This window comes from Roseburia intestinalis L1-82, assembly GCF_900537995.1.
Taxonomy (GTDB): Bacteria; Bacillota; Clostridia; order Lachnospirales; family Lachnospiraceae; genus Roseburia; species Roseburia intestinalis.
Window position 1 is genome coordinate 1,341,984 of record NZ_LR027880.1, and the last position, 14,716, is coordinate 1,356,699.

General features: G+C 42.6%; 13 protein-coding genes. 8 read left to right on the top strand and 5 right to left on the bottom strand.

Translation table 11 applies throughout. From position 1 onward, the window contains the following. Positions 1-115: 115 nt before the first annotated feature. Positions 116-817, bottom strand: a complete 702-nt coding sequence (locus tag RIL182_RS06260; protein WP_006858145.1) for a FadR/GntR family transcriptional regulator — start codon at positions 815-817, stop codon at positions 116-118. 205 nt (positions 818-1,022) lie between these two features. On the opposite strand from RIL182_RS06260, the gene RIL182_RS06265 reads away from it, so the two are divergent. The 4 genes from RIL182_RS06265 (at position 1,023) to RIL182_RS06280 (ending at position 6,503) form a co-directional block, all read left to right on the top strand. Next, the gene (locus tag RIL182_RS06265; protein WP_006858144.1) at positions 1,023-2,696 is read left to right on the top strand and encodes a sensor domain-containing diguanylate cyclase; all 1,674 of its coding nucleotides are present in this window, start codon (positions 1,023-1,025) and stop codon (positions 2,694-2,696) included. A 28-nt stretch (positions 2,697-2,724) separates the two neighbouring features. Continuing rightward, positions 2,725-4,029, top strand: coding sequence for a methyl-accepting chemotaxis protein (locus tag RIL182_RS06270; protein ID WP_242655604.1), 1,305 nt, complete (start codon positions 2,725-2,727; stop codon positions 4,027-4,029). A gap of 63 nt (positions 4,030-4,092) precedes the next feature. Continuing rightward, positions 4,093-5,634, top strand: a complete 1,542-nt coding sequence (gene cls / locus RIL182_RS06275) for a cardiolipin synthase (protein WP_015521550.1) — start codon at positions 4,093-4,095, stop codon at positions 5,632-5,634. Positions 5,635-5,810: 176 nt separating this feature from the next. Beyond that, entirely contained in the window at positions 5,811-6,503 is a 693-nt protein-coding gene (locus RIL182_RS06280) for a GTP pyrophosphokinase (protein ID WP_006858142.1), read from the top strand. A 90-nt stretch (positions 6,504-6,593) separates the two neighbouring features. Here RIL182_RS06280 and RIL182_RS06285 read toward each other — a convergent pair whose 3' ends face one another. From RIL182_RS06285 to RIL182_RS06300, 4 genes are all read right to left on the bottom strand, one after another. Further along, positions 6,594-7,748, bottom strand: coding sequence for a pyridoxal-phosphate-dependent aminotransferase family protein (locus RIL182_RS06285; RefSeq protein ID WP_006858169.1), 1,155 nt, complete (start codon positions 7,746-7,748; stop codon positions 6,594-6,596). A gap of 120 nt (positions 7,749-7,868) precedes the next feature. Beyond that, positions 7,869-8,417, bottom strand: coding sequence for an ECF transporter S component (locus tag RIL182_RS06290; protein WP_006858141.1), 549 nt, complete (start codon positions 8,415-8,417; stop codon positions 7,869-7,871). Positions 8,418-8,706: 289 nt separating this feature from the next. Next, on the bottom strand, positions 8,707-8,910 hold the full coding sequence (locus tag RIL182_RS06295; protein ID WP_006858140.1) for a cold-shock protein: 204 nt from the start codon (positions 8,908-8,910) through the stop codon (positions 8,707-8,709). A gap of 97 nt (positions 8,911-9,007) precedes the next feature. Continuing rightward, positions 9,008-9,532 (bottom strand): DUF5721 family protein, encoded by a 525-nt coding sequence (locus RIL182_RS06300; RefSeq protein ID WP_006858168.1) that lies wholly within the window; start codon positions 9,530-9,532, stop codon positions 9,008-9,010. 194 nt (positions 9,533-9,726) lie between these two features. On the opposite strand from RIL182_RS06300, the gene RIL182_RS06305 reads away from it, so the two are divergent. From RIL182_RS06305 to RIL182_RS06320, 4 genes are all read left to right on the top strand, one after another. Continuing rightward, a complete protein-coding gene (locus tag RIL182_RS06305) occupies positions 9,727-11,019 on the top strand; it encodes a M18 family aminopeptidase (protein WP_015521551.1) in 1,293 nt (430 codons plus the stop codon). A 9-nt stretch (positions 11,020-11,028) separates the two neighbouring features. Continuing rightward, positions 11,029-12,255 (top strand): transglutaminase domain-containing protein, encoded by a 1,227-nt coding sequence (locus RIL182_RS06310; protein ID WP_006858138.1) that lies wholly within the window; start codon positions 11,029-11,031, stop codon positions 12,253-12,255. A gap of 164 nt (positions 12,256-12,419) precedes the next feature. After that, positions 12,420-13,259: a DegV family protein gene (locus RIL182_RS06315; protein WP_006858137.1), complete on the top strand. Its 840-nt coding sequence runs from the start codon at positions 12,420-12,422 to the stop codon at positions 13,257-13,259. Between the two features lie 75 nt (positions 13,260-13,334). Continuing rightward, positions 13,335-14,642 carry a bifunctional folylpolyglutamate synthase/dihydrofolate synthase gene (locus tag RIL182_RS06320; RefSeq protein ID WP_006858136.1) on the top strand — a complete coding sequence of 436 codons (1,308 nt, stop codon included), beginning with the start codon at positions 13,335-13,337 and terminating at the stop codon, positions 14,640-14,642. Positions 14,643-14,716: the final 74 nt, after the last annotated feature.

The following is a 14,716-nucleotide window of genomic DNA, read 5'->3' on the forward strand; positions in this document are numbered from 1 at the left end:
AAATAAGAACAGCCGTATTTTGAGGTGACCTGTGATCGTCAGATAATGAAGCAGCGGTCAGAATGCCTCAAAGTCCGGCTGTTTTTATGAAGTTTATTTGAAGGTGTTTCTAAGATCAGTAGATCATGCGGTTTCCGCTGATACATTCTGTGGTGGAAGTTTCTATGTAATGGAGAGCACCGTCTACGTCCCTTGCACGGACGAAATTATAAATGGATAAGGCACTCTGGTATAATTCCTCGATGCTGTATTTTATTGCATAGCGCACCCACAGGCTGCAAACAAGGTCGCGGAAAGAGGTAAAAAACAGCGGCAGAAGCATATTTCCACTGATAAAACTCAGTTCGTGGCTGAATTCAAAGATCGATGCAGCGGCATCCTCCGGGGTGGAGGAATTTTTTAATTTGTCCAGATAAAAGGTAAGTCCCTCGATTTCAGCGTCACTTGCTTTTTCAATCGTAAGGCGGGCTGCAAGGTTCATAAAAAGAATACGCACTTCGAGGATGGAACGGATCTCATCACTGCTTAAAGAACCGCCATTATATTTCATAATGGAAACTAAAGTGTCCATAGTTCCATTTCTGCGGTAATCTTCCACGAACGTACCAATCCGTGGTTTTACCACGACAAACCCCTTCTTTTCAAGTTCGGCGATACCTGAGTTGACGACGGCACGTGAAACCTGCATGGATGAGGCAAGTTCACGTTCGGATGGGAGTTTCGTGCCAATCGGAAGTCTGCCGGAAATGATCATATTTTCAAGTTCGGATATAAATAACTCTTTGAGTGATGGTGCATTTAATTTTTGAAATTCCATAAAATTTATACCTCTATTGTGTCAAAAATATTTGTGGTATGGTCACATACCACAAATAATTTTAGGGTTTCCCGGAAAAAAAATCAAGAAAATGTTGTCGAAAGTGTTCAAAAAAACATACAAAAAATGAGTGATAATTTTTGACAATTTATGACAAAATGCATATAATAGAACTATATCAGAAAGAAGAGAGAGAGGATTGCCGATGAGGTCTTTACAGTCTAAATTTCTGGCTTTGACGGTAGGATGTGTACTTCTTTCAGCGCTGGCACTTGGATATGTTGGTTTTCTATATACGCATAAACTTGTAAATGAGGATTCCGCACAGTTCATGAATCTGTTTTGCGAGGATAAGGCAGAGGAGATCAATGCAACGCTGACAAGTATTGAACAGTCCGTGAATATGATTCAGGATTATACAATAGAACAGTATAGCGAACTTGGAAAAAACGGGATGGACAAAGACAATACCGATGTGCTGGTGAAGAAAGTGCAGGAGGTTGCCTTACATACTGTGAAAAATACAGAAGGATCACGCGGAGTCTATATGAGAGTGAATCCGGAACTTGCTGGTCCCCAGACAGGATTTTTCTGGTACAAGGATGAAAATGGCGAAGTTACTGAAGATTCCCTTGTCGATTTTTCAAAATATGCACAGGATGATAAGGAGCATGTCGACTGGTATTATGAGGCACTCGAAAAAGAAGAGGCGTTCTGGATGGAGCCGTATGACAATAAGAATAAAAATGACTGGATTATTTCTTATGTGGTGCCGATATACAGGAATGAAGACTTTATCGGTGTTCTGGGCATGGATATTGATATGGCACTGCTGAAAGAAAAGGTGGATTCTGTACAGATTTATGAGAGCGGTTATGCTTTCCTTGCAGGAGCAGATTATGTAATTTATTATCACCGTGATTATCCGGAAGGACTTGATGAAGAAAATACACATGGAAAGATCAGAAAGGTCTTAAATTTACTGTACAAAAAAGGAACACAGGATAATCTTGTCGGTTATAATCTGGATGGCATAAAGAAGAAAATGACCGCCAGACAGTTAGAAAACGGTATGTTTTTTGTTGTCACCGCACCGACAAAGGAGATCAATGCGTCGAGTAACCGTATTATCCGATTGTTTTTGGTTTCAACGCTGTCTATCATGTTTATATCGGTTTTAATCACAATCCATGTTACCAGGAAAATGACGCGTCCGCTCAAAGAACTTACGGAAGCTGCACAGAAGGTTGCCGGTGGTGATCTTGAGGTCAATATCGACTGTGAATCCAAAGATGAGGTTGGTGTACTTGCAGACAGCGTGCAACAGATGGTAAATCACCTGCGGCATTACATTGACTATGTGAATGAGCAGGCGTATACGGATGCCCTGACAGGCGTTGCCAATAAAGCTGCATATAAAGAGTATGTGGATAAGTTAGATAAACGTGCGGCTGATGAGAAGATCAAATATGCAGTTGTAGTCATGGATATCAATAACCTTAAAAAGATCAATGACAATTTTGGACATGAATTCGGTGACATGCTGATCAGGGATGCAAGCAGACTGATACAAAAGGGATTTAAAGACCATATCGTATACCGCATCGGAGGAGACGAATTTGTGATCATCATCGAACAGGCCGAAAAGGCAATATGTGATGAGTTGCTGAGAAATTTTGATGATGGCATTGTGGTTTTCAATAAAAACAATACAAAGTATGAACAGAAAATACAGATTGCGCGGGGAATCGCATTTTATGAGCCGGACTGCATAGATTCTTTTGCATCCGTATTCCGTGAAGCAGATCATGCAATGTATGAGAATAAGGTTATGCAGAAATCAATGCAGACTGCGCCGCCTGCTGCGGGACAGTCTTAGGTACTAAAAACAGATGGAGGATAAAAAAATGGGCGATGATAAAAAGATGGCATGGAAAAAACTGCTAAGCGTTTTTGGTGTGTTTTTCCTGATTATGGCAGTATGGCAGATTGTTGTACTTGAGCTGTTGAAAAATGGAGTGATCGGCACAATGGTTGCGATGATACTGATCTGTGCTGCAACAGTAATCATTTTCGGGTTAGTGTTTGCATTAATCAGGACACTTTTGGATGTTTTCAGACAGCTTATGGGCGAAGGCACAGAGGCAGGAGGTTCCGGTGGTGTTGCAGAGAAGGCAAATAAACTTGCGGAGAAAGATGGTGAGATCGGACAGCTTGTGCGTACATTTCAGGAGTCGATTACTTCATTTTCACAGGTTGTACTTGGCATTAAAAAGGCGACGAAGGAGCTTGGTGAGGTTTCGGAGGATTTCAAACATATCTTTAAGAGTATGACAACTTCTCTGGATCAGACCGAGCAGGCAGTTACCACCATTACCGATAATACAATATCCCAGGCAGATCATACCGTTGATATGAAAGAGAAGATCAACGCTATCAGCAGAACGATTGATGAGATTGCTGAAAATGTTTCGATGTTAGCACAGAGTGCAGAGCATATGAAAGAGAGCAACAAAGCAGCAGAAGCAATCATGGAGGAACTTGTAAATATCAGCAAAGAGAGCGGCATTGCGATTGAAAATGTAAGACAGCAGACAGATCTGACCAACCAGTCAGCGCAGGAGATCCGTACGGCAACAGAGATCATAGCCGGAATTTCTAATCAGACAAACCTTCTTGCATTGAATGCAAGCATTGAGGCTGCAAGAGCAGGGGAACATGGAAGAGGATTTGCAGTTGTTGCGGAAGAGATCCGTACGTTAGCAGATCAGTCAAGAGAATCAACAGAGCAGATCAACCAGATTGTCAATACATTGATTGACAATTCAAATATCAGTGTAGAGATCACGCAGAAGGTATCAGAAGCGTTTGTAAAACAGAATGAAAAGATTCATGATACAGAAGAGATTTTCCGTTCACTGAATGAGGAAATCAAGAATACAAGCGATGCGGTAGATGGAATCAGTGAAGAAGTAAGTGCGTTAGATGATCATAAGACTGTGATCGAGAGTGGAATCACATCTCTGACAGAGTTTGCGGAGCAGAATGCTGACAGCGCCAAAGTAACGACCGAGAATATGGAAGAATTCCAGCAGATCGTTGACCAGTGCAATCAGGCGACAGAGCGGATTGTGACAGTATCAGATGAGCTGGTAGGTTACCTCGGAAAAGTAAACGCAAATGTAAAAGATAAAATAGGTGGACGTAATTAAAAAATAAATCGGAAATGGAGAAAAGAGTACCGCATGAGCAATTGTGCGGTATTTTTCAATACTATGAGAACAGAACAGAAAACATCAGTAAAAAACAGCATAGGAAGACTTGTCTTTGTCGGAATCAGTGTCTTGCTTCAGGTGATATGGATCATCAACCTTTTCTTATGGCTGAACCGTTATTCAGCGGCAATTTCCCTTTTTTCCACGCTGATCGCAGTCTCAGTTGTCTTTGCAATATACGGAACGCATGGAAATATGGCATTTAAAGTGCCATGGATGCTTCTGATTGCAGCTTTTCCGATTTTTGGATTGTGTGTGTTTCTGTTATTCGGGCGTTCGAATCTGACGAGGAGCATGAAAAAATGTTATGAATTGATCGATGAGGAACTTTTTCCTTTTTTAAACGGTGATGATGAGGTCATAAAAGAACTGCAGGAAAAAGATTTGTCGATTGCAAATCAGTCGGATTATATCTGGAAATACGGGCATTATCCGGTATATCATAACACGGATGTAGCATTTTATGCGGATGCGTCACAGGGGCTGGAGGCACAGCTTGCAGAACTGAAAAAAGCAGAACATTTTATTTTTATGGAGTACCATGCAATCGAGCAGGCGGAATCGTTTGAGCGGATTTTAAACGTTTTGAAAGACAGAGCTGCACATGGTGTGGAGGTACGTATTTTTTATGATGATGTCGGAAGTATCGGTTTTATCAATCATGATTTCCGTAAACGCATGGAAGAAAATGACATTGCATGCCGTGTATTCAATCCGATTATTCCGGTATTGTCCGTATTTATGAATAACCGGGATCACAGAAAGATCACGGTCATCGATGGAAAGGTGGGATTTACAGGGGGATATAACCTTGCAAATGAGTATTTTAACATTACCCACCCGTACGGACACTGGAAGGATACCGGTATCCGCTTAGAGGGGGATGCGGTAAAAAGCCTTACTGTCATGTTTCTTGAAATGTGGAATGCCGTGAAAAAAACAGATCAGGATTATCAGAAGTATCTGCCAGAGACAGATTATCAGGCGAAACAGGATGGTTTTATCCAGCCGTATGCGGACAGTCCGTTAGATGACGAGCACGTCGGAGAGAGTGTTTATATGAATCTCATTGCACATGCAAAAAAGGAGATTTATTTCACAACCCCGTATCTGATCATCACAGATGAGATGAACCGGGCACTGGGACTTGCAGCAAAACGCGGGGTGGATGTGCGGATCGTCACACCGGGAATCCCGGATAAAAAACTGATCTACAAAGTGACACGTTCTTATTATGCAGGACTGGTGCGACAGGGGGTGCGTATTTATGAATACACACCTGGATTTATTCATGCAAAACAGTGTGTCTGCGACGGGGAAGCGGCAACCTGTGGCACGATCAATATGGATTATCGCAGTTTGTATCTTCATTTTGAAAATGGGGCTTTTTTGTACAACTGTGATGCGGTGAAGGAAATGCGGAAGGATTTTGAACATATTTTTGCCGAGAGTACGGAAGTGACAGAAAAATATAAGAGCGGGCGATCCGCTGTTTTGCGTGGAACCCAGTGCCTTCTGCGGTTGTTTGCACCTTTGATGTAAAAAACGCACTTTCTATTATTCATGACAATAGAATGTTCGCAGAGTGTGCATTCTATTGTATGAAATCTTCACAGAAGTTTAAATAAATTTTTGGTAAAAGTATGGTAAAATAGTAATTAGAAGGTAACCGGTCAGGAGAAGCCGTTACAAAATAATGTTTCTAAGGAGAAAGTCAAATGGAGTACATGGATATTGAAACAGTCAAGGAACTGGATCATGTTTTTGGGGACATTGAGGAGTTACAGAAGTTTCGCTGTCTGATGATGCAGTACGAATGTGCGATGTTAGAGGTAAAGACAAAGCTGGATGTATTAAATACAGAGCTGTCGGTCCAGAACAGCAGAAACCCGATCGAGTCGATAAAATGCAGGATCAAGGAACCGGACAGTATCATGAAGAAAATGAAGCGTCAGGAGATCCCGTTTTCGGTGGACAACATTGAAAAAAATTTAAATGATATCGCAGGTGTCCGCGTTATCTGCTCTTTTCCGGATGATATTTATACATTAGCGGATTATCTGGAAAAGCAGGATGACATCAAACTCATCAAGAAAAAAGATTACATCAGCCATCCGAAGCCGAATGGCTACCGCAGCCTTCATTTGATTCTTGAAGTGCCGATTTTTCTGACCAACGAGAAAAAGATGATGCGCGTGGAAGTGCAGTTCCGTACCATTGCAATGGATTTCTGGGCGAGCTTGGAGCACAAGTTAAAATACAAAAAAGATATAGACAATGCACAGGTCATTTCACAGGATCTCTGCTTCTGTGCGGAGCTGATCTCACAGTTAGACGGCAGGATGCAGCAGATCAGGGAGCGGCTGGAAGAGAAGAAAGATAATACACAATCCAATATTACCGGGGTTTGATTCAGACCCCGGATGATGAGAAAGTCGATTTAAAGAAACTGCCGGTGCAAAGGAAATCCAGGTGCTATGGAGTGAGCCGGTTTAAACAGATCAGTCCTGAAACTCCCTGTAATGTTTCAAAAACAGATCCGCAAGATTTCCCTGAAGCGTTACCCCAAGATCGGTCAGGGTAGCGGAGAGTGCTTCTAAAGCAGGAACCATATGTTCTAATCTTGCATTTTCGCCCATGTGTCCGATACGGATCACTTTTCCGGACAATTCATCAAAGGAGCCGGCAAGCATAATGTTATATTTTGTGCGCATCTCGTCTAAGATGGATTTTGCATCGGTACATTCCGGGATATCAAAAACCGTTACGGTGTTTGAGTAACCGCTCTGCAGATGAAGTTTTAATCCTGCTTCTTTGACGGCTGCCCTGGTGGCGGAACCGATCCTTGCATGACGCTCATACAGGGTTTTATCGCCGGCGATCAGGTTAAATGCAGCGCGCAGACCGTAGATATCGCTGATCGGCATGGTGTAAGGAAACCATTTCTTCTCATAGTAACCGTCGAAAGCCATCAGATTTGCATAGAAAGATGCAATCGGGGTTTTGCGGTTTTTCATTTTTTCTTTTGCATCATCACTCACCACAACAAAAGTAAGACCAGGAGGTGCAGAGACTGCTTTCTGGGAACCGCCGCAGAGAAGATCGATCTGAAAGTCATCGACGCAGACTCTCTCGCCAAACATACCGGAAACAGAGTCAACGATCGTTAAAATGCCATACTGTTTGAGCAGCGGACAGATTCTGCTGATATCATTTAACATCCCGCTCGGTGTGTCACAGTGGACAACGGTGGCGTAAGCGTAGTCGTGATGATCTTTTAAGTATTCCGCGAGTGCGTCCACATCCAAAGTGTTCTCGTAATCGGCATGGTAAAGTTCCGGGATGCCGCCGTACATGCTGGCAAAGTCGGCAAATTCTTTACCGTAGATACCGTTATCGATGACAAGTACTTTATCGCCCGGCTCTGTCAGGGAAGCGCAGGCAGCTTCCAGTCCTAAAATTCCTTCCCCGTCTAAGATCAGCGTCTCATTTTTCGTGCCAAGAAGGCTGCTGATCAGCTCGCAGGTCTCTTTGTAAAAATCATAAAATTCTTCATCCAGATCAGGATTTGTGCAGGCAAAACTGCGCGCACGCCTTACTGTTTCCGGCACCTGTGTCGGTCCGGGAGTCATGATCTTGTACATAATAATCTCCATTCTTATCCGTTTTTCAATGAAAACAACGTTTTCATTTGCATCTCAAGTTTGTGCGCAAGCACAAATCTTGTGTGTGAAAAATCTCATTTTTCACACGAATCCTCTTTTCTGAAAAATAAATTATTTAAAAATGATTTTGTTTGCTGCTTTGCGAAGCGGCTCGATAACGATCAGAACCACAACGGCTGCAACACCGATCTGTACCAGATTTCCAGGAATGGAAGTAAACGGTGCGATCCAGTTCCCATAAATAATTCCTTCTGCGATATAGTAGCCGACTACTTTGATCACGCAGGCAGCAACGATTGCAAGTGCGTCAAAGCCAAGACCGTGATGCTTTTCTGTAATTGCGCCGACTACATAACCCATGATGGCTACAATCACAAAAGTGAAAGGTGCCCATGCAGTCCAGCCGGAGAGCAGATCAAAAAGTCCCATGCCAATGCCGCCGGCGAGTGCACCGCTTTTTTTGCCAAATAAAATCGCGCAGATGAAAAGTGGAACGTTGCCAAGGTGGATCAGTCCGCCGTTTGCGGTGATCGGAAGTCTGACATTGACGAATGCGGTAAATACATAGGTCAGTGCGATGAAAAGTGCCGTGATAGTCAGAAACTGTACCTGACCGATTGAATTTTCTGCTTTTGCAGCTGTTGTAGATGTTGTGCTCATATTCTTTTCTCCTCATTTGTTTCGTATGACCGATTTTTAACAGTCATTTGTTTATGCCTATCTTAAACGCACACTGGTTTATTTTAAAATGCCAGTTAAGTGAAAAATGAGCAGACCAGTTTATGTGGACTTTTTATGCTCTGCTTCAATACAACATAAAAAAGAGTGCCGGAAAGCCGACACTCTTTTTTAAATCCATTGTTTACAATATCTTAATCTAACAAATAAAAACTGGTTCTATTTAAAAAGAAAAAGGTACATGTGAAACTACTGATTGTGCTGGTAGTAATTATTTTACTACTGTAACGTTGGTTGCCTGAGGTCCTTTAGCGCCTTCTACTACTTCGAATTCTACAGTAGCGCCTTCTTCCAGGGATTTGAAACCATCCATGTTCAGACCTGAGTAGTGTACGAATACATCATTGCCCTGCTCGTCAGAGATGAATCCGTATCCTTTTTGGTTGTTAAACCATTTTACTGTACCTTTGTTCATTGAAAAGTACCTCCAAAAAATATTACTGGCTGTATTTACAGCTAGTTAGAGCATATCATAACGGTTTTGAAAAGTAAAGGAAAAAAACGGATATTTTTTAACCTAATTTCTCAATAACAATATTGTGGTTTTTGAGAAAAATCTCAACCAGTCTGTCCCATTCGTGCTCTAAGGATTTATCGGTGGAAAAGATACGATAGGATACACCGGTCGTGAGCATAAGGTTTCCATTCTGGAACTTCAGATTCAAAAACATGCCGGTCACATCCTGTGGTGTAAAAGGCGTCTGCATACTGGCAAGCGTGCGGGATAAATTGTCCGGTGAGAGCAGAAAAACAAACTTAAAATAAGAAGGTGTCCGTTTTCCCTTGATCAGATCAAAGCAGTGCTGGCGCACTCTGCCGTAGGGCAGAAACACAAGGCCGGATAACCCCTGTTCTTCTAATTCTTCACTGGAATAAAAGTCCGGTGTGACCGTTCCGTCAAAATTCCACACAGCATCTTTCTGGATCGTGGCTTCTTTTAATAAGAAATGATCGAATGTATCAGAGCATAAAAGCTGATTCATAAAATTTTTAAGTTCCGGGATATTGAGCGCTAACATGCGGTATACCTCTTTCATAAGCTGATGGTGTGGTGCTGGAGTTTAAAGGTGGATTTTAATTTCTGCAGGTATCATGATCCACCTTTAAACTCCAACATCACATCCCCATTGTACCATAAAACACCTGGAAACAAAATAAAGGATGTAATCTTTCTGATTTTATAGTAGAATAGGAGTGGTTTTAATCAGTATGACAGAAAAGAGGAAATACAATGAACGAACAAACAGTTTTATTTGATTTATTAAAAGAGGGAGTATCTCCGGCACATGTGGTAAAATCGTGTGAAAAACGTTTAGAGGATGCCGGATTTGAAAAGATAGCTTATGAAAAAGAATGGAATCTAAAAGCGGGTGGACGTTATTATGTGGATCACCACGATACCACATTGTTCGCATTTACGATTCCGGAAGATGAGATGAAAAAAGAGGAAAAACCTGCAGTGCGCATTGCAGCGGCACATACGGATTTTCCGTGTCTGCGCATTAAGCCGTCCTGTGATGTCGTGACAAACCGCTATGCACAGGTCAACATCGAGGTATATGGAGGTGCAATCTTAAATACCTGGTTAGACAGACCGCTTGGTGTGGCAGGACGTGTGGCAGTGAGGGGCAATGATCCGTTTGTACCGGAAATGAAATATTTTGCGTCCGAAAAGAATCTGCTGACAATCCCGAATCTTGCGATCCATATGAACCGCGAAGTGAATAAGGGCGTGGAGTTAAATAAGCAGATCGATATGATCCCGGTTGCAGGGCTGCTTGCAGAAGAAGAGAAGAATGCCGATTATTTCTTAAGTTTTCTTGCAAAGGAACTGTCTGTTGCAAAAGAGGATATTTTAGACTTTGAACTGTCGGTGTACTGCAAGGAGCAGCCGGAGTATGTTGGGGTAGCAGATGACTTTATATCCTCTCCGAGACTGGATAACCTGACATCCTGTGCAGCTTTAGTGTCCGGTATTTTAGATGCGGAAAGAAAAGATGGTATCAATCTAATCGCCTTATTTGACCATGAGGAGATCGGAAGCCGCAGCAAACAGGGAGCAGGTTCTATTTTACTTCACGACATGCTGCTTCGCATTTTAGCGGAATGCGGTGCGAAGGAGAGTGCGCAGGAGCTGCTGTATCAGAGTATGCTGTTATCGGTAGACGTTGCACATGGACTGCATCCGAATCAGGCAGGAAAAATGGACATCACAAATAAACCGGTGCTCGGAAGCGGCTTCTGTATCAAGGAGGCATGTTCCCAGTCCTACGCAACAGACTGTGAGGCGATTGCAATCATCCAGCAGATCTGTGATCTGAAGAAGATCCCGTATCAGAAATTTGTAAATCGTTCCGATATGGCAGGCGGCGGAACACTTGGCTCTATCGCATCTGCGCTGCTGCCGGTAAAAACAGTGGATATTGGTATTCCGCTTCTGGCAATGCATTCAGCAAGAGAATTGATGGGGGCAGCAGATCAGGAGGCACTGACAGAGCTTGTAACGGCATATTTTTTACTTTAAGGAGGAATTTTGAAAAGAAGAAAAAGGCATACACTGCTTAAGTTTATAATTCTTGCAGTGATAGCGGGCGGAGTGGTTCAATATTCCGGAGTGCTTAAGGATACAGGTGTGTTTCCGGAAAAAATCACAAACCAGATCAGTGTAGAACAGAAAAATGCGAAAGCAGAAACATATTCCGGTACGGCAGAGGAACAGACGGTAAAGAGTACAGAGATAAGCACGGAAAATGAAACAGCGGATACCGAAGTGCCGCATGGATATGCTTATGAAACGCTGACGGCGGAGCAGAAGACTGTCTATGACGAAGTGTACCGGATCATTCTGGCACATGATTCAAAGGTAAAAGTAAGTACCTGTGATGAAAAAGTTTTAGAGAAGGCATATCGTTCTGTGATAGCAGATCATGGGGGCATTTTCTGGGTATCCGGTTATAACTACACACAGTATACTATGGGAAAAAAGATTGTCAGCATCGATTTTTCCCCAAGTTATACGATGGAGCGCACAGAGCGTGATTCCTATCAGAGGCGGATCGACGCAGTGGTGGATTCCATATTAAAAAATGTGGATCCATCCTGGGGAGATTATGAAAAGGCAAAATATGTGTTTGAATATCTGGCGGGAAACGTTGAATATCAAATGGGGACGGAACAAAATCAGAATATTATCAGTGTCTTTTTAAATAAGAAAACAGTCTGTCAGGGATATGCCAACGCCACGCAGTATCTGCTGACACTTCTGGGGATTCCGGCTGTTGTGGTGACAGGAACTGCGGAGGGAGACACACACGCATGGAATCTTGTCCAGCTTGACGGTGCATATTATTTTATGGATACGACATGGGGAAATTCTTCCTATAACAATGGTGCGAGCGGTATGGGGACTTTTATCAATTATAATTATTTCGGGGTGACTACGGCTGAGATCAGCAAAACGCATCAGGCGGACGGTACACTGCTTTTGCCGGAATGTACGGCAACGGCAGATAATTATTATGTAAGAGAAGGAAAATATATCACCGAGTGGGAGCCGGAAGTGATCGGACAGATTTATGGCGCTGCTTATCGTAATGGAGCTGTCACGGAGGAGATTCGTTTTTCGGATACATCTTTATATGATCAGGCAAAAGCATATCTGATCGATGAACAGCATATCCGCGATTATTGTGAGGGAATTACAGGATTATCGTATATTGAGGACAGAGATCAGAATGTACTGATCCTGAAATTTTCGTAGAAAAGATATCAGATAAAAAATATATAAAATATAATAGAAACCTCTATACAAAACAAAGTTTTTGTGCTAATGTTATGTAGTAATTGATACTACATGTAATGGAAAAAAATAACATATAAAAAGTTTTTGAATAACAAATTGTCGGACTATGGAGGTTATAAGATATGTACAAGATCGTGATTGACAGTTGTGGAGAACTGCCGGAAGATTTAAAAAAGGATGGACATTATCAGAATGTATCGTTAGAGTTAGAGGTAGATGGATGCTATATCCGCGATGACGAGACATTTGACCAGAAGGATTTTCTTCGCAGGGTAAAGGAAAGTGTTACCGGACCAAAGTCTGCATGCCCGTCTCCGGATGAATATATGAAGTCCTATGAAGGGGATGCCGATCATGTATATGTGGTAACTTTATCCGGCAAGCTTTCCGGATCTTATAACAGTGCCGAACTTGGAAAAAATTTATTTGAGGAGGAACATCCGGGCGAGAAGAAGATTTATGTATTCAATTCCCGTTCCGCTTCCGTCGGTGAGACACTGATCGGTATGAAAGTGCAGGAGTGTGAAGAGGCCGGTATGAGTTTTGAGGAAGTTGTTGCGGCAACAGAGAAATATATCAGTTCCATGAATACATTTTTTGTACTTGAAACATTAGAGACTCTGCGAAAAAACGGACGTCTGACAAATCTTAAGGCATTTATTGCAAATACATTAAATATCAAGCCGGTAATGGGTTCTACAGAGGAAGGATCGATCTGTCAGCTTGGTCAGGCGCGTGGCATGAACAAAGCGCTGGATAAGATGATTCAGGATGTGATTGCAAAGACAAAAAACTGTGAGAACAGGGTGCTTGCAATTTCACACTGTAATTGTCCGGAGAGAGCAAAAGCAGTAAAGGAAAAAATTGAAAAGATGGCAAAGTTCAAAAAAATCATTGTTACGGATACAGCGGGCGTCAGCACAATGTATGCAAATGACGGCGGTGTTATTATCGCAGTTTAATACGGCGGAATAAGTGTCAGTTACCGATCTGCCGGCGTATGAGGACTGCAGCATCCGTCAGGGAAAGGACAGTATATGAAAGAACTGACATATGAGGAAGTATTAGATCAGATCGAACATCAGAGACGGTTTGGAAATCGTCCGGGGGCAGAGGTATCAGCGCTGATGCTGGAAAAGTTAGGCAGACCACAGCAGAATATGAGTGTGATCCATATAGCGGGGACGAACGGAAAAGGTTCCGTCTCTGCTTTTTTGTGCTCAATTTTAAAGGAAGCAGGGATTCGTACCGGAATGTTTACCTCACCGCACCTGGTTGATTTCAGGGAGCGGATCTGTGTGGACGGACAGATGATATCCTGTGAAGAAGTGACAAAACTTGGAAACATGTTGCTTGAGGAGGACTTTGGGACAGTACCGACGATGTTTGATTATTGTCTGGCAATGGCACTGCTCTATTACAGGGACAGACAGTGTCAGGCTGTCGTGATAGAGACCGGGCTTGGGGGAAGATTAGATTCAACCAATGCAATCGGCGTGCCGGAGGTTACGGTGGTCACGAAAATCGGGTATGACCATATGGCGGTTTTAGGTGATACATTAGATAAAATTGCGGCGGAGAAGGCGGGAATTATCAAAAAGGGTACAAAACTGGTATTAGAGAGCCAGAAAAAAGATGCAATGGATGTTTTGCTGGAAACAGCGGAAAAAGAAGCAGTTACTGAGATAAAGATTGCGGATATGCATGACGTGACCGAATGCCGCTATGAAAATGGCAGACAGTATTTTTCCTATCAGAAATATAAAAATCTTGAGATGGCAATGCTTGGTGTCCACCAGTATGAAAATGCGGCTGCTGCGATCCTTGCCGCAGAAATTTTTCTGAAAGACAGAGGAATTTCAGATGAAAAGGCAGAATACTATATCAGAGAAGGAATCAAAAAGACAAGATGGGAAGGACGGATGGAGATCCTAAGCCGGGAACCGTTTTTTATGGTGGATGGTGCACATAATGGTAACGGAGTGGCGGCATTAGCGGAAAGTCTTCGTACTTTGTTCCCGGGAGAGAAGTTTCATTTTGTCATGGGAGTTATGGCAGATAAAAACTATGAGGAAATGATCGAGGAATTACTGCCGCTTGCACTGGATTTTAAGACGGTGACGGTAGAGTCAGAGAGGGCACTGGCGGCACAGGAGCTGTCGGAGAAGATCCGGGCAAAGGGAATCTGCGATGCCGGACTTTTACACTCTTTTGACGAACTGATGCCGGGACGGCTGGATGTGGCACACAAAACGATCGCATTTGGGTCTTTGTACTTTGTCGGGGAGATTGAAAAATATTTCCAAGATGTAACAAAAATCACAAAAAATTTACAAATTTACTAACTTTGCTTAACAGGTGGTTATAAGGAATTTTTTTGGCTATAATAATCGGTGTTGAAAAATAATGTGGATTAGAA